Below are 15,612 nucleotides of genomic sequence, written 5' to 3' on the forward strand. Positions count from 1 at the left end.
AGGAGAACGTTCCGTGTTTTTGCGCCTGGACCACGTCAGCAAACATTTTCCTGCGCGCGCCGGAAGCGGCGAGGTGCGCGCCGTCGATGACGTGCAGATCGACATCGAACGAGGACAGTTCGTCACGTTGCTTGGGCCATCCGGCTGCGGCAAGACGACGACGCTGCGCCTGATCGCAGGCTTTGAGTTTCCCACCTTCGGACGCATCATCCTCGACGGCGAGGTGATCAACGAATTGCCGCCCAATCGCCGCGACATGGCGATGGTTTTTCAGAGCTATGCGATCTTTCCTCATTTGAATGTATATGAAAACATCGCTTACGGGCTGAAAATCAAAAAGCTGAGCAGCCAGGAAATCCGCCGCAAGATCGCCGATGTGATGGCGCTCACCGAGTTGACCGGCCTGGAAAACCGCGCGCCCAACCAGCTGAGCGGCGGACAGCAGCAGCGCGTGGCGCTGGCGCGTGCGCTGGTCATGGAGCCGAAAGTGCTGCTCTTCGACGAGCCGCTGAGCAACCTGGACGCCAAGCTGCGCGTGCAGATGCGCACCGAGATTCGTCGCATTCAGCAGGAGCTGGGTATCACCAGCGTCTACGTCACGCACGACCAGGACGAGGCGATGGTGCTCTCGGACAAGATTGTCGTGATGCATCAGGGCCGCGTGCAACAGATCGGCACAGCGCTGGAGATTTACCGTCGACCGCACAATCGATTCGTGGCCGATTTCATCGGGCGCGCCAATTTTCTGCCGGTGCGAGTGCTCGACCGTGCGTCGAGCATGTGGGTTCTCGAGCTATTGGGTCAGGTGATTGAAGCTCCGGGCGAAGAAGACGCAGCCATCCGAAAAAGCGGGCAAGCTGTGCTGATGATTCGCCCCGAATCCATTCGGCTGTCTCCAACGCCGCCCAACAACGAGAAGGCGGCGTGGTCGGGCGTCGTCACGCGCACCTCGTACCTGGGCAGCTTCATCGAATACGACGTCGAAATTGCCGACCAAAAACTCCTGGCCGTGCGCTACGATCCGGCGGAAAGCGACCTGTATCCTGTCCATCAAGCGGTGTATGTGCAATTCTTGCCAGAGAACGCCTACCTGTTGCCGGGCGAGTGATATGGATAGACAGGATTTCGGACGCTTCTCGTCTAATTTCTCCTGTCCAGGGGTATTTTCTCTCTGGAAAAGTCGTGATACAATAGCGCCATAGATTCAGTGGCTTGTCACTGGAGCATGTCTGTAGGTGGACCGTTTCTACAGACGGGTTTTCTACAGGCGGATCGATGTGGAGAAGTGTTTGCCCATCTATGTACATTGCAAAGGAGATGATAACGTGAGCGCATACTCTTACACGAACAGCAAAGGCAGCACCTACTACCTGCATGCCCGCGAGACCACTCTGAAAAATGGAAAAAAGCAGACGATCTTTTTCTTTGCCAAAGAAGTGAAGGAAGGGGCGCTCGACTCCGTGCCCGCCGGCTATCAGGTCTCTGAGAGCAAGAATGGCCTTCCGGTGCTGAAGAAAGCATAGCAGGCCGCCGGTCTCGGATAGGGGCGTCGCCACGGCGACGCTTCCTTCTCACTCCCCTGGTGGAACTCCCTCTTGTGATCAAAAATAAAAAACGGGACGTCTCTCTCAAAGCGACGCCCCGTTTTCGTTTCAACGAATGCCGGCTCGGCTAGTGGGCATGTCCACCGCTGTGCGCATGGCCGTGTTCCAGCTCCTCCGGCGTGGCCGGCCGCACGTCGACGACCTTCACATCGAAGTAAAGGGTCTCGCCTGCGAGCCAGTGGTTAAAGTCCACCACGACGCCGTCAGGCTGAATCTCGCTGATATAGCCCTCGATGACCTGATTGTTCGCTTCATCGAAAAATTCCAGCGCCATGCCCGGCTCGAGATCCGCCGCATCGTCGAAGGCCTCCAAGGGAACCACCTGATAATTGTCGGGTTCATACTCGCCGTAGGCCAAGTCTGGAGTCACGACAATCTGCTTGCGCTCTCCTGCGACCATGCCGTACATGGCGGCCTCCAGGCCCGGAATGATCTCGCCAGCCCCTTGCAAGAACGCCAACGGCCCGTGCTCCGAGGAGCTATCCACCACCTCGCCATCGGCGAGCGACAGCGTGTACTCAATCTGCACTACTGTGCCGTCTGCGACGGCTAGATTCTTGGCGTTCATCGGGCGCCATCGCTGAGTTTTACAACATTGGCGGCCGCTGCGCCCTTGGGGCCGTGCTCGACGGTAAACTCGACGCGCTGCCCTTCCACCAGGCTCTTGAAGCCGCTGCCGCTGACCGCCGAGTAGTGCACGAACACATCGGCGCCGCCATCGTCGCGGGCGATGAAGCCGTAGCCCTTTGCATCATTGAACCATTTGACTGTTCCGGTTTCGCGCTCACTCATTTTACTTCTCCTTTACTGAAGCGCATGATAAAACGACGACGGTGCGCGCTGCTCTGTAGAACAAAAAACCCCATTCAGACATCCAGCCGTCTGAATAGGGTCTTCTCCAACCAAAACAGCAGCTACTCCGTCCTACGCAGTATACTATACGGGAAAATAGCGCTTCTGTCAAACAAGATTTTCAACAGAAGTCGCCGGATCACCTTCCTCTAGAGACCTGACGCAGATAGCTCGGGCAATCCTACGCACCTGCGCAGAGCCGCCAGCGTTGTGAGCGGCGCTCAAGGCGAGGATGCAGAGGAAATCGCCAAGCCCTTGCTTTGCGTCACCTTCCGCACCGCTTCGGCAAAAGCCAGCGCCGCACGGCAGCGATAGCCCTTGCTCCGGTAAAGCAATCCAACCGTCCGCTGCGGCGTAGGGTTCTGGAGCGCAACGCTGCACAGCCCGTCTTCGCCCACAGCTTCGAGCACAGGACAGGGCAGCACCGTGGCCACGCCGAGTCGCTGCACTGCAGCCAGCACCGCAGCGATGGTGTTGAACTCGGCGACCACCTGCGGGCGGGCGTTCGCCTGCGCCATGCATTCGTTCAGCAGACGACGCGTGCAAAGCGATTCGGTCAATAACGCCATGGGCCAGCGCGCCGCCTCGCGCAACGGGATCGTCGGCTGCGTCGCCAGCGGATGACGTCGCGGCGCAATAAGCGCCAGCTCCTCGAGAAAGAGCGGCTCTATTTCCACTTCCCGACTTGCAGGCTGGAACCCAATCCCCAACTGATAGCGGCCACAGGCAAGCCCTTCCTCAATTTGCTCCTGCGCCGCCTCCTCGACGCGCAGGAGCACGCCGGCATGGCGACAGGCAAAGTCGGCCACCACCGCCGGCATCAGATAGGCGTTGACCGTCTGCACAACGCCCAAAGAGAGCGCCCCCCGACGCAAGCCGCTCAATTCCTGCAGCTCCGTCTCCATCTGCTCCAACTGCGCAAAGATTCTCTGCGCAGCGCGGACGACAATCTCGCCCTCCGCCGTGAGGCGCACCGATCTACCCTGTCGGTCAAGCAACGTCACGCCGAGCAGCTCTTCGAGCTGTTGAATCTGTTGGGAGAGCGCAGGCTGCGACACAAACAGCTTTTCAGCCGCTCGCGTGAAATTTCCCGCCTCCGCCACGGCGAGAAGATAGCGGAGTTGCCGCAGTTCTGGATGATTCATAAGAAAATCTTATCGATATAAGAAAAAACGAATATTTCACTTATCAATTTACCTGAAGTATTGTGAAGACGTCAAATGCGTGCGAGCGCGCAAACAGCCGAGACGAATAGCAGAATTTCGTTCGGAAAGGAGAAATCCCATGACCACAGCAACCCAAACGACGATTCCCGGCTACACCTATGGTCAACCGACGGTGGCGCATTCCCCGATCTCCGCTCAGGAGTTCGACCTCCTGAAACAGACGGTTTTATGGAGCGAGGAGGACGAGCGCTACCTGCGCATGGCCGGGGATGTGTTGGCCGATCAGGTGGAGGATGTGCTCGACCTCTGGTATGGCTTTGTCGGCTCGCATCCGCACCTGCTCCACTACTTCACCGGGCCGGACGGCAAGCCGATTGACATCTATCTGAGCCGGGTGCGGGCGCGCTTTGGACAGTGGATCCTGGACACCTGTCGCCGCCCCTACGACCAGACCTGGCTCGACTATCAGGAGGAGATCGCGCTGCGTCACCACAGCACGCGCAAAAATCAGACCGACCAGGTGAACGCTCCGCCGATCGTGCCGCTGCGCTACATGATCGCCTTCATCTATCCGATCACCGCCACCATCCGCGGGTTTCTGGCGAAAAAAGGACATTCCGCAGAGGAGGTGGAAAAGATGCATCAGGCATGGTTCAAGTCGATTGTGTTGCAGGTGGTGCTGTGGAGCCGACCCTACGCCAGAGAGGGAGAGTTCTAAGGAGCGCGCCGGCGCGTCAAAAATCGATCGCCCTTGCAGCTTCAAGCACTTCCGGCTCTCGCCGGGTGAGCTGCACTCCCGCCCAGCGGATGGCGACGCTGCACACGCCGGCCGCATACGCCAGGCCGACCAGCACGCCGACGCCGGCGACTTCAGGACGACTCCACCAGACGCCCAGCATGAGCGGCGCGGTGACCGGCGTTGAGAGGACGAAGATCGCCAGGGGCACGCCCAGCACTTGGGCGACGCCGGTCAGCCACTTGCCGCCGGCGTGCTGTCGCGTGGGGCTGTTCTCATCGAAAGGATAGGTGACGTAAGGGGCGGCCACCGTGTTGACGGCGATCACAATCAGCGCCATCGCCGCGGCCGCAACCAGGCCGTAGACGATGAAGGCGCTGCGCGCCGTCACGGCCAGAATCCCTGCATACACGACGGTGGGCAACAGCGCGGTGAATAGATACGCCAGCCCCTTGCCGGCGAAGATCTGCCAGCGCGGGGCCGGCGTCAACAGCAGCGTAGCCAACCCTTTGCTTTCCATCCCCAACATGTTGGTGCTCAACCCCCACGTTGAAAAAAGCATCACGCCCGGCAACGCCAGCGCCGTCCATTCCGGCAGGCGGCCGAGCGCCTCGATGTCGCCGACAAAGACGGCCAGGATCAGAACAAAGGGCGCCACGACGCTCTGCAGCAGGCCAATGCGGCGCTGAGGCACGCGCCAGATCAGCCTCGCCTCCTTGATCGCCGTCGCCGTCGCCGGGGCCGGCAGCCAAGTGTTGACGAATGCAACGATTCGCTCGCTGAGCGACTGCGTTCGTCGTTGCGGCTTTTTCGCCTCGAAAGTGGGCGGCGCCCAGAGCGCTGCGCCGGTGGTCATGCGCAAGAGCAGCTTCCACCACATCCACAGCAGGAGCGCCAACCATCCCAACGCATAGGCCAGCCACAGCAGCGCCTCGCCCCAGGCGCCCTGCGCAGCGGAGGCGACGGCCTGCGCGCAGGCGCCCGGAGGCAGCCAGCGCAGGAAGAGGAGCGGCTGCAGCCGTTGCAGGTCTGCGGCGTCGGTCGCCCTGATCCACCCCTCGATAACGCGATTGGTGAAATAACAGGACGATCCCAACAAGGAAAAGACGACGATGGCCAGATCGCGGAAACGCCGACTGCGCAACAGTCCCGCGCTGGCCGTCAAAACCAACTGACCGCTGACCATCATCAACGCGTAGGCGGTCAGCAGCGCGGGCGCAATCACTACGTACAACAGCGGCTGACCACTCCACCCGATGAACACCGCCATGAAAAAAGGCAGCGTCAGATAGCTGGGGACGTCGAAAAGCGTGCCGATGAGCGCGCTGGCCACCAGGTCGCGCGTGCGCAGCGGGTAAAGCAGCAGGCGCGAGAGGTCAAGCCCCTCGTTGGTGCGAAAGGCAAACAAAGGCAGTGCAATCCACGCCACCCACAACGCAACGAGGACGCTGGCCAGCACTAGTGCAGGCCACGGCTGGGGAGCCAGCCGATAGGCGAAGCCCGTGCCGATCGCCGCCAGCAACACGAAAGGTCCGACGAGCGCCAACAGGAGAACGAGCCCCACGATCCGGCCCGGCTCGCGCTCGAACTGACGTCGCAGCAGGCGCAGGCGCAAGCCCAGCAAGGTGCGTTGCTTGGCGGGATCGAGTCCTGCGACGCTGACCAGACGGGCGACTAGTCCAGCCATGAAAGGCTCCGTTCACTGGCCTCCAACGCCTGTTCATCGGCCGCGCCCACGGCGTGCAGAAAAATATCCTCGAGCGTGCTGTGTTCACCCGTTTGGGCCAGGGCGCGCAGTTCGCTCATGGCGCCTTCGGCCACAAGCCGGCCCTGCACGATCACGCCGATGCGCGTGCACAGGCGTTCGACGACTTCCAAGATGTGCGACGAAAAGAAGATGGTGGTTCCTCGTTGACGCAGACGCTGAAGCACGTTGCGAATGACGCGACCGGAGATGGCGTCGATCCCTTCGAACGGTTCGTCCAGGAAGAGCACGCGGGGGGTGTGAATGATGGCGGCGGCCAGCGCCGTCTTCTTGCGCATGCCTTGCGAGTAATCGACGATCAACTTGTCGGCGTCGGCGTCGAGGTCCAACAGCTCCATCAGTTCATCGGTGCGTCGAGCCGCCTCCGGCGCGGACAGCCCATACATGGCGCCGACGAAACGCACGAATTCGCGCGCGGTCAACCGCTCATAGAGCGCCAACCCCTCCGGCAGCACGCCGATCTGCTGTTTGGCCTCCAGCGGATGCTTCCAAATGTCAACGCCGACGATGCGCACCTGTCCAGCCGTAGGGCGCAACAGGCCGACCAGCATTTTAATGGTGGTCGATTTGCCGGCGCCGTTTGGCCCCAGGAAGCCGTAAAATTCGCCCTCTTCCACCGCCAGGTTGAGATGATCGACCGCAACCTTAGCGCCGAAGGTGCGGGTCAGTTGCACTGCCTCAATAGCTACCATGTGGACGGATGAAACGGATGATCCTTCATTTCAATCGCTCTCGCCCCGGCAGGCCGGATCGTCCGCCGGCGGTTCGCACAGTCCGGTGCTCTTACACCAGAGCTGTTGCGCCCGCAACAGGCCGCAGGCGGCGCTGTCCACGGCGCCGGAGATGGCTGCACCGGTCGAGGCTCCGACGTCGACCGTCGGCGGAGAAGGCGTCGCCGCACCAGCCGACCGCAACGTTGCATCTACGGCGCTCTGCACTGCATCGACGCTCACCTGCGTTCCTTCGGCGACGGCGATGGCTGCACTGCTGGCGGCGTCGCCGATCCAGGCGGTCGCCGTGTTCCACCAGGGGAGCTGCGCATCGGCCAGGGTTTCGGGGGAGAGCGTTGCGTCTTCGGGCGCCTGTAAGACCAGCTCGTTCTCCGTGGCGACGCCCAGGATCGGCGCAGCGAGATTGCCGCCCAGGCGCACGTAGGCGTCGCGCAGGCGCTGGAAGGGGACAAAGAACTCCACCATGCCGCCCGTTTCGAGCAGGGTTTTGGGCGCCACGCGCGCGTCGACGAGGCCCTGAACCAACAGCCCGCGGCGGTCGATGCGCACGGTGCTGTCGAGTGCAAGCGGCGCCTCTTGCAGGCGCAGCAGCTCGGCCAGCGGGCCGCCCTCGATGCTGAGGTCGGTGTTCAACTGCACGAAGTTGCGCTCCGGATCATGCGAAAACAGCGCGGCCACGCCGACCGTCGAACGCAGGGGCAAGGCCACGCCGGTGAGCATCGGCAACTGGCCGGCGTCGATGCCGAGCGTCGTAGCCACCAGCGCCAGCCGCACCGCCTGTGCGACATTGAACCGGCCGTCGAGATAGAGCAACTGGTTTTCCGGATCGACGATGATGGTGGTCGATTCGCCTTCGGGTAGGCCCAGCGTGATCGGCGTCGCAGCGCCGCTTTCATCGAGCAGCGTTGCGTCGAGCGTCAACCCTTCGCCGAGGCGCATGTAGAAGTAGCGGTCTTCTGCGTTCAACAATCTCCCCGCCGCATCTAGCTCGGCGCCGTAGTCATAGCCGAACTCCGCCGCAAACGCGCCGCCGATGCGCAGGTTGTTGGGCAGCGTCAGGGAGGGCAGCACGGTCTCCGCCTTTCCGCGCAAGCGCTGGACTTTTCCCGTTGCATCGACGCCGATCAAAAAGTCGCCGTTGCGCATCTGGAGCACGCCGACCGGCAGGCTGAGCGTGAGCTGATCGGAGATTTCCACGCGGGCGCCGGAAAGTCCTCCCAGTGCGCTGACCGGCAGATCAAAACGCAGCGGATTGGCGGCGGGCACAGCCACTTCCGCCTGCAGCCCAGAAGCGTTGACGGTCAGAAAGCACTGGCTGTCTTTGCAGCGCACGCCATACACAGAAAGCTCTGCACGGCCAGTGGAGGAAGCAACATCCTGGGCAAACGCTGCGACCGGGAAAAGGTTCCCGATGAGGCTGACCAGGAGGCCCAGGATGAGAATGCAGCGAATTTTCATGGCGTCGCTCCGCTTCATGAAAGTGAGAAAACGAATCCGTCCATCGCAGTATACTGCATGCCACAGAGATTCCAAACCGGAAGCGCCGCCGCCCTGCGAGCGCTCCAATCAGACATATCCCTGTGTGAGGAAGGGTTTGCTCCTGCTTGGAAGAGCGGCTGCGTTGTGGCACAATAAAAAATATAAAGTGTTGCGTGTTGGGTGTTACGTCTTGGGTGTTGGGTGTTGCGTGATGCGTGACCGGGATTCGTGAAACACGCAACACGCAGCACGCAACATCGATCCACTTGCCGGAAAACGCTCGCCGCAGAGACGCCGAGAACACCGAGCTTCATGAGCGAAAAAATCATTGCGCTGCGCCGACGATCTCGCCTGCAGGCCAGGGAACGCGCAGTCGCCTCCGTCGAAGAACAACGCGCCAGGGTCGTGACCCGCTCTGCAAAGGCCAGCGCGCCGGAGCGTCTGGCCGACATGGGGCTTACGCCTGTGAAGCCGGATGAGATAGAGCAGGCTCCGGAGCATAGCTTCGAGGCGCTGACCTATTTGGACGCTTACGTGATTCAGACGGACGATCCGGAGCGACAACGCCGCGCCATGCAGTCGCTGGAAGGGGAGTACATGTTTGTGCCCGACTGGGAGATGGAGGCGCCGCTTCCGGAGCATGGCCGACAATACGCCAGACGCCCTCCTTCCAAGCAAGGATGGCCGGAGATCACCGGCGTCGACGCAGCGCACCGGCTCGGCGTCAAAGGCAAGGACATGATGGTCTGGATTCTGGACACAGGCGTCGACGCCGATCATCTGGAGCTGCGCGACAAGGTGATCGACTTCCGCTACGCGCCCCTCGACGTTGCAGCCGGCAGGCTGCGCGATTGCCGGGGCTTCGACGTCGACGGCCACGGCACGCACGTGGCGGGCATCCTGGCGGGAAAATATTTCGGCGTGGCGCCTGAAGTCGATCTGAAAGTGGCGGCGGTGCTGGAGAGCGAGACGCTCAAGACCAGCCTGGAGCGCGTGGTGGTTGCGCTTGATTGGCTCCTTTCTCAGTTTGAAGAGGAAGAGAATCTGAACAAGCCGGTGATTCTGAACATGTCGCTGGGCTTCAGCCGTCGCACACTTGCGCGCCGCGCGTTTCGGAAAGCTGCGCTTGGCCTGCAGATGGTGATCGACATCCTGGTCAACGACTTCGCCGTGTTGCCGATCACCGCCTCCGGCAACGAAGGCGTCGGCGAGGTGCGCGCGCCCGCCTATTTCGCCAACACGCTCTCCGTCGGAGCGGTCGACTGGGAGCTCAACGTCCCGCAGTTCAGCAGCAGCGGCGTTTCCCCCATCACCAAAGAGCACGAGCCTAATTTGGTCGGCTTCGGCGTCGACGTCGTCTCCAGCTATGAGCGCGACCGCCACAACCGCAGCCTCTATCGCGCCATGAGCGGCAGCAGCATGGCGACGCCCTACGTGGCCGGCGTCGCCGCACTCTATGCCTGTTGCGGCCGCATGGTGCAGGGCGCCGAGCTCGCTCAGCAACTGTTGCGCACTGCGCTCCCCCTGCCTGATGCACCGAAGGGTCGTGCCGGGGCCGGCCTGGCGCGGTTTGTTCAGGAGGCAATCTCATGACGCAGAAATTTGTGCAAAATTCCGCCTCTGCCAAGAACGCAACGCCCGCCTTCGTCAACGTCTTACTCCAGGTCGAACGACCTGCCCCGGAAGAGCTTGCGCACTACTCGCGGGGGGAGCGCTATCGACTGTTGCGCGCCAATGTCGAGGCGCAGCGCAAGCAACTGCAACAATGGATCGCCATGCACAACCTCAGCGACGAGGTGCGCTCCGTCAGCCCGGCGACCGGGTTCAACATGCTCTTCGTCGAGTGCACCCCGCACGCGGCGCAGGAGCTGCTCCATGCGCCCGGCGTCATTGACATTACGCCTGTTGATCAAGCAGATTGAGTTGAAGACCCTTATGGCCGAATCCACCTACCCGATGATCGACGTCGAGACTGCGCTCTGCATCGTGCTCGACCAGGCTGCGCCACTTCCCCCGGTGACGCTCCCGATTCGTGCAGCTCTCGGTCGTATTCTTGCTCGCGCCGTTCACGCCGGTAAACCGTTGCCACCTTTCCCCGCTTCGGTCAAAGACGGTTACGCCGTAATCGCCGCCGACGGCCCCGGCGTCTATCCGGTGGTCGGCGAGGTGACCGCCGGCCGCGTGGCGGAGTTTGTCCTGAAGCGCGGGGAGGTCGCCTACATCACCACCGGCGCGCCGCTGCCCCAGGGCGCCGACGCCGTGGTGATGGTGGAAGAGACCGAGGCCGTGGGCCGTGAGGATGGCGCGGAAGGACGCCCCCTTGTGCGCATCCGCGCACGCGTCGAGCCGGGCGCCGACGTGCGCCCCATCGGCTACGACGTGGCGGTCGGGCAGGAGGTGTTGCCGGCCGGCGCGCGGCTTGGGCCGGCGGAAATCGGCCTGCTGGCGACGGTGGGCGCAGCGCAGGTGGAGGTGCATCCGGCCCCGCGCGTCGCCGTTCTTTCCACGGGCGATGAGCTGGTGGAAGCCGACGTTGCGCCTGGTCCGGGGCAGATTCACGACAGCAACCGCCCTACGCTGGCCGCTGCGGTCGCAATGCTGGGCGGCGAGGTGATCGACCTCGGCATCGCCGGCGACGCGGCGCCTGCGCTGGCGGCGGCCATCGAGCGTGGTCTGGAAGAGGCGGACATTTTGCTCACCTCCGGCGGCGTTTCCATGGGCAATCTCGACCTCATCAAGCCGCTGCTCGACCGCTCCGGCGTCGTGCATTTCGGCAGGCTGCGCATGAAGCCGGGCAAACCCTGCACCTTCGCCACCGTCGAACGCCGCGGTCGGCGCAAACTGGTTTTCGGCCTGCCCGGCAACCCGGTCAGCAGCCTGGTCACCTTTTACCTGCTGGCTGCGCCGGCGATGCGCAAGCTGGCGGGCTGGCCTAACCCACGGCTGCCGCGCGTGCAGGCGACCCTCGGTCAGTCCCTGCGCCTCGACCCCTATCGCCCAGAATATCACCGGGCCACCCTGCGCTGGGAGATGTCGTTGCACGAAGGACGCGGCGGCTTCCTGGCGGACAGCACCGGCAACCAGGCCAGCAGCCGTCTGCTCAGCATGCGCTCGGCCAACGCGCTGCTCGAGCTGCCGCAAGGAGAAGGGACGCTGCCGGCGGGAACGATCGTGACGGCGCTGCTCATCGGGGATGTAATGTAAAACTACGGCGTCGAACCTACGTCGAACCCTCTGCGTCTGGCAATTGTCGATTGAACGGCCCTTCCTGTTCTGGTATGCTCTGCTGCGGGAAGGTTCGAGGCTTGCTCGAATTCCCCAAGACCTTACGATTCATCGAAATGTACGGCTGAGCGCCGCACCGACCATCACCGCTGTCTATTGCTCAAGTCGTTCTATCGATTGCCAGATTCAACTGCGCAACCTTTATTCTGATGCGCACAGCAAAGGATGAAAAGAGGAGAAGGCCGATGCTCGTTCGCACGACGATTGCGCTCGGCGTTGCAGCGATGTTGTTGACCGGCGCGCTTGGGCTGCCGACGAGACTGGTGCAGCGCATGCTGATCGCAGATACGCCGGTCCTGCAGATCGACGCCCCGGCGCAGCAAACGCAAGCCATCCCTACGCAAGATTGGCCTCAGGTCGGCCGCGACGCCCAACGCACCAACTATACGCCGCTCCAGGTGAACCCGCCGTACTGTTATCTGTGGAAATGGTACGAAGTTCCATTCGCCTCGCGTGCGCAACCTGTCGTGGCCGCGGGACGGCTCTTCATCGGCGGCATGGACGGCGTGCTCTACGCCCGCAACGCCAGCACCGGCGCCCCCCTGTGGACGCATCCTGGCGACGGCAGCCCGATTCGCCACTCGCCCGGCGCACTCGGCGACACGGTGATCTTCAGCACGCACGGGGGAACCACCTTTGCGCTGGACGCCGCCACAGGCGCCCTGCGCTGGCGACGCAGCACCGGCCCCAGCGCCACCGCGCCGCTGCTGGACGTCGCCCGCAATCGCGTGATAGTCGCTTCGACCGACGGTCGGCTCACATCGCTCCGCCTGAGCGACGGCGCAGAGCTCTGGCAATATCGGTCCGACGCGCCGATCTTGACCACGCCCGCCCTGAGCCGCGACGGCTCCCTGATCTTCAGCGGCGACGAGGCGATCTACGCCTTCGCCGTCGACGCCGAAAGCGGCGCATTGGTCTGGAAGACTCGACTCTACGGCCAGAGCCTGGGTGAGCGCTACCCGGTCGTGCTCAGCGACACGGTGGTCTATCGCTCGCAGCCGCTTTACGCCCTCTGGCAATTGCTCGGCGAGGGAGATGTCGTGATGAACCAGGCCGGAGCCGTCAACCCAGATTGGGACGCCGACTGGCGCGCCGTGCGCCCGCGCATCACCGCCTACCTGAGCGCGCAGCCGCATAAGCAGACCTTTTTCGTGCTGGACGCCAGGACGGGCCAGTTGCTCGGGGTGGCGCCGGTGCTCTACACCTTCGGCGACAACGACATTCCCAACACGCCGGTGGTGCGCAGCGGCGCCGCCTACACCGCCTACGTCACCTACCGGGCGCGCCAGGGCATCCAGACCACCAGCCCCTATGCAGTGCACGTCTCCTCGCAGTACGACGGCGAGTTAGGGCTGATGAACATGCAGACGCTCGATGACATCGTCGGCCTGCGCACCCCGGACTATCCTGCATCCAATTTCAACTACGAATTCCGCCTCACCTCGGACGAGCCGGCGATGATGACGATGGGCGGCAACATTCTTTACATCGACAACTGGGAGCGGCTCGGCGCCATCAGCCTGACGACAGAGATTCAAGGCGAGCTGGTGCACGTGGGCACGGTCTCCAATGTCTGGCCGGAATGCGGCGGCGGCCCTGACTCCGGCTGCGGACCGGTCGGCCCCAATCCGTTTTTCCCGCTCAGCGGCGATCCGCGCGACCAGGACTACCCCTTTCCCTCCCCGCGCGTCGGAGAAGGCGCTGTGATGGCGGGTGCAGTCATCGCCAACAACATGATCTACTGGCGCGTCATCGAAGGTGGGCTGGCGGGCATTGGCGCAGGGAATGGTGCAAATTGTCCTCCTCCCCTGGTCTATACGCAGACGCTGCCTCCCGCACCGACGCCCACGCCGCCTGTCGTCATGACAAGTCGGGCGCTGACCGACTACGTCACGCTCGACCTCGCCACGCCGATCACGAATCCTCCCGCCGACCTGGTGCAGCGGCTGCGCAGCGAAGTCGCCGACCTGGTGCGCGACGACGAATATCTCATGCCCTACTATCTGCAGCGAGGCATGAGCAATTCCGCCATGTGGCCGCACAACTCGACCATCCCGCCGGAGCCGCCCGCCATCACCTACAACGGCGGCGGCAACGCCTACTGGCATGACTCCGGCGAGCTGTTGCTCACGCTGGCGATGGCCTATCCGTATCTCGATGCAGGGCTGCAAAGCCGGGTGCGGCAATATGTTTCCGACGTCCTTATCGCCCGCTACCCCCCCTGGCAGGACATGCCCTGGGGCGGCGATTGGCTGAAGAACGGCGCGCCGCGCGAGCTGTATCCTGTGCCGGAAGACATCCGCGCCAACCTGAACAACTGGCCGCCGCCGGCCGCCAGCCCGCTTTCGCTCTACGCCGTCTGGTTATGGGCCAAGAACACAGGCGACTGGGCGCTGGTGCAGAACAACTGGAGTGCGCTCACCGGCCTGTATAACGCGCGACGCGGTGTCGCCTACTACGCCGACATCGCCGGCCTCATCGGCTACGCGCGCATGGCGCAGCAATTGTTCGGGGCCGATTCATTGACTTACGTTCGTGCGGTCGAGACGGCGGTGGCTGCGCTGGAGGCCGGTCGGGTCATCACGCCGTACATCGAATACGCGCGCTCCATCGGCCAGTATTGGACGCCGCGCGATGATCAAGCGGAATGGGCGCGCTTTCAGGGGTGGTATCTGCCGGTCTTCTTCGGCCTGACGCCGGAGATCGGCCTCTATCTGCGCGAGCAGACCAACGGCCAGGCCGCGGCGCACGTAATTTCCCGGCAGACAGGCGACGGCCTGCGCTGGTGGTACATCACGCGCGCAGGCATTCACGCCGAGGAAGGGGAAAGCTCGTTCATTGCGCCGATCGCCGGCTGGTCGCACTTTCTTGCCCGCGCCTACATCCTGGGCGATTCGCGCACGACGTTGCGCCGCTGGTTGGATCGGCCATGGGGACGGGGAGACCTCTACTCGATCCAAAAAATCGTCGCCACGATTCAGGCCGACGAGCAAGAAGAGAGCGAAGAGGAGGCAGCGCAGCAGCCGACTCTCTTTCTGCCGATCGTCTTGAAACCATTCGCAACGCCGCCCCCCACTGCCACACCGACCGCAACGCCAACCCAAACCCCTACGGTGACGCCGACCATTCCACCGACCCTCACGCCGACGCCCACCAACACCCCCACGCCTCCCCCCGGCGGCTCGACCTACTCGCTGCGCTTTTACGGCAACGGCGTGAACGACATCGACCGCGTCAAGATTCCCATGAGCAACACCGTGGGCGCTTCACTGCCGGTCAACATCGGCGCCGGCGACTTCACCATCGAGTTCTGGATGCGCTACGCGCCCGGCGAAAACAACAGCGGCGCCTGCACCGAAGGAGGCGACAACTGGATCCGCGGCAACATCATCTTTGACCGTGACATCTTCGGCGCGCCGGACTATGGAGATTTCGGCGTTTCACTCTACGGCGGACGCATCGCCTTCGGCGTCAACAACGGCGCCAGCGGCCAGACGATCTGCGGCGCAACGACGCTGGCGACCAACCAATGGCATCACGTCGCCGTCACCCGCCGCAGCAACGGCGAGATGAGCATCTTCGTCAACGGTGCGCTCGACCGTCGCATCCCCAGTGGCCCGGCAGGGAACGTCTCCTACCGCGTGGGGCGCCCCATCACCGACAACCAGTGGTGGAACGAGCCTTTCCTGGTGATCGGAGCGGAGAAACATGACTACGACCCCAACAGCTATCCGTCCTTCAGCGGCTGGGTGGACGAAGTGCGCATCTCGAACAGCGTGCGCTACACCGGCGCGTTCACGCCGCCCAACGCCCCCTTCACACCCGACGCCAACACGGTCGGCCTCTATCACTTCGACGAAGGCGGCGGTTCGACCGTGCTGGATTCGTCTGGAGCCGCCGGCGGGCCAAGCCATGGACAACGACGCTTCGGCGGCTCGCCCGCCGGGCCGGTGTACGATGGGGTGGTGAAACGGTTTTAGCATGGGGCAGGAGA

13 protein-coding genes are annotated in these 15,612 nt (G+C 63.1%); 7 read left to right on the forward strand and 6 right to left on the reverse strand.

Translation table 11 applies throughout. The annotated features are described in order from the left end of the window. Nucleotides 1-13: 13 nt before the first annotated feature. Entirely contained in the window at nt 14-1,108 is a 1,095-nt protein-coding gene (locus Q0367_RS12800) for an ABC transporter ATP-binding protein (RefSeq protein ID WP_297631670.1), read from the forward strand. A gap of 217 nt (nt 1,109-1,325) precedes the next feature. Further along, nucleotides 1,326-1,523: a hypothetical protein gene (locus Q0367_RS12805; RefSeq protein WP_014434686.1), complete on the forward strand. Its 198-nt coding sequence runs from the start codon at nt 1,326-1,328 to the stop codon at nt 1,521-1,523. Between the two features lie 148 nt (nt 1,524-1,671). Here Q0367_RS12805 and Q0367_RS12810 read toward each other — a convergent pair whose 3' ends face one another. The 3 genes from Q0367_RS12810 to cynR form a co-directional block, all read right to left on the reverse strand. Beyond that, the gene (locus tag Q0367_RS12810) at nt 1,672-2,172 is read right to left on the reverse strand and encodes a peptidylprolyl isomerase (RefSeq protein ID WP_297631678.1); all 501 of its coding nucleotides are present in this window, start codon (nt 2,170-2,172) and stop codon (nt 1,672-1,674) included. Then, complete coding sequence (locus Q0367_RS12815; protein WP_297631681.1) at nt 2,169-2,396, reverse strand: cold-shock protein; 228 nt, start codon at nt 2,394-2,396, stop codon at nt 2,169-2,171. Before Q0367_RS12815 ends, Q0367_RS12810 begins: the two co-directional genes overlap by 4 nt. A 281-nt stretch (nt 2,397-2,677) precedes the next feature. Next, nucleotides 2,678-3,601 carry a transcriptional regulator CynR gene (gene cynR, locus Q0367_RS12820; RefSeq protein WP_298982654.1) on the reverse strand — a complete coding sequence of 308 codons (924 nt, stop codon included), beginning with the start codon at nt 3,599-3,601 and terminating at the stop codon, nt 2,678-2,680. 139 nt (nt 3,602-3,740) lie between these two features. Between cynR and Q0367_RS12825 the strand changes: the two genes are divergently transcribed. Further along, nucleotides 3,741-4,340 (forward strand): protoglobin domain-containing protein, encoded by a 600-nt coding sequence (locus Q0367_RS12825; RefSeq protein ID WP_298982656.1) that lies wholly within the window; start codon nt 3,741-3,743, stop codon nt 4,338-4,340. A gap of 16 nt (nt 4,341-4,356) precedes the next feature. On the opposite strand, the gene Q0367_RS12830 is transcribed toward Q0367_RS12825, so the two are convergent. Genes Q0367_RS12830 through Q0367_RS12840 form a run of 3 tightly spaced genes read right to left on the reverse strand, consistent with a single transcriptional unit; the run spans nt 4,357 to nt 8,312 of the window. Next, complete coding sequence (locus Q0367_RS12830) at nt 4,357-6,045, reverse strand: hypothetical protein (protein WP_298982660.1); 1,689 nt, start codon at nt 6,043-6,045, stop codon at nt 4,357-4,359. Next, nucleotides 6,033-6,815 (reverse strand): ABC transporter ATP-binding protein, encoded by a 783-nt coding sequence (locus Q0367_RS12835; protein WP_363325866.1) that lies wholly within the window; start codon nt 6,813-6,815, stop codon nt 6,033-6,035. Before Q0367_RS12835 ends, Q0367_RS12830 begins: the two co-directional genes overlap by 13 nt. A 30-nt stretch (nt 6,816-6,845) precedes the next feature. Beyond that, nucleotides 6,846-8,312: a hypothetical protein gene (locus Q0367_RS12840; RefSeq protein ID WP_297631704.1), complete on the reverse strand. Its 1,467-nt coding sequence runs from the start codon at nt 8,310-8,312 to the stop codon at nt 6,846-6,848. Nucleotides 8,313-8,645: 333 nt separating this feature from the next. Here Q0367_RS12840 and Q0367_RS12845 point away from each other — a divergent pair, with 333 nt between their 5' ends. The 4 genes from Q0367_RS12845 to Q0367_RS12860 all read left to right on the forward strand — a co-directional run bounded on the left by Q0367_RS12845 (nt 8,646) and on the right by Q0367_RS12860 (nt 15,598). Next, nucleotides 8,646-9,926 carry a S8 family serine peptidase gene (locus Q0367_RS12845; protein WP_298982662.1) on the forward strand — a complete coding sequence of 427 codons (1,281 nt, stop codon included), beginning with the start codon at nt 8,646-8,648 and terminating at the stop codon, nt 9,924-9,926. After that, nucleotides 9,923-10,255: a hypothetical protein gene (locus tag Q0367_RS12850; RefSeq protein WP_297631711.1), complete on the forward strand. Its 333-nt coding sequence runs from the start codon at nt 9,923-9,925 to the stop codon at nt 10,253-10,255. Before Q0367_RS12845 ends, Q0367_RS12850 begins: the two co-directional genes overlap by 4 nt. Before the next feature lies 1 nt (nt 10,256). Beyond that, nucleotides 10,257-11,537: a gephyrin-like molybdotransferase Glp gene (gene glp / locus Q0367_RS12855; protein WP_297631713.1), complete on the forward strand. Its 1,281-nt coding sequence runs from the start codon at nt 10,257-10,259 to the stop codon at nt 11,535-11,537. A 266-nt stretch (nt 11,538-11,803) separates the two neighbouring features. Next, the gene (locus Q0367_RS12860; RefSeq protein WP_298982665.1) at nt 11,804-15,598 is read left to right on the forward strand and encodes a PQQ-binding-like beta-propeller repeat protein; all 3,795 of its coding nucleotides are present in this window, start codon (nt 11,804-11,806) and stop codon (nt 15,596-15,598) included. The last annotated feature ends 14 nt before the right edge of the window (nt 15,599-15,612 follow it).

Source organism: uncultured Caldilinea sp., from assembly GCF_937128415.1.
Taxonomy (GTDB): domain Bacteria; phylum Chloroflexota; class Anaerolineae; order Caldilineales; family Caldilineaceae; genus Caldilinea.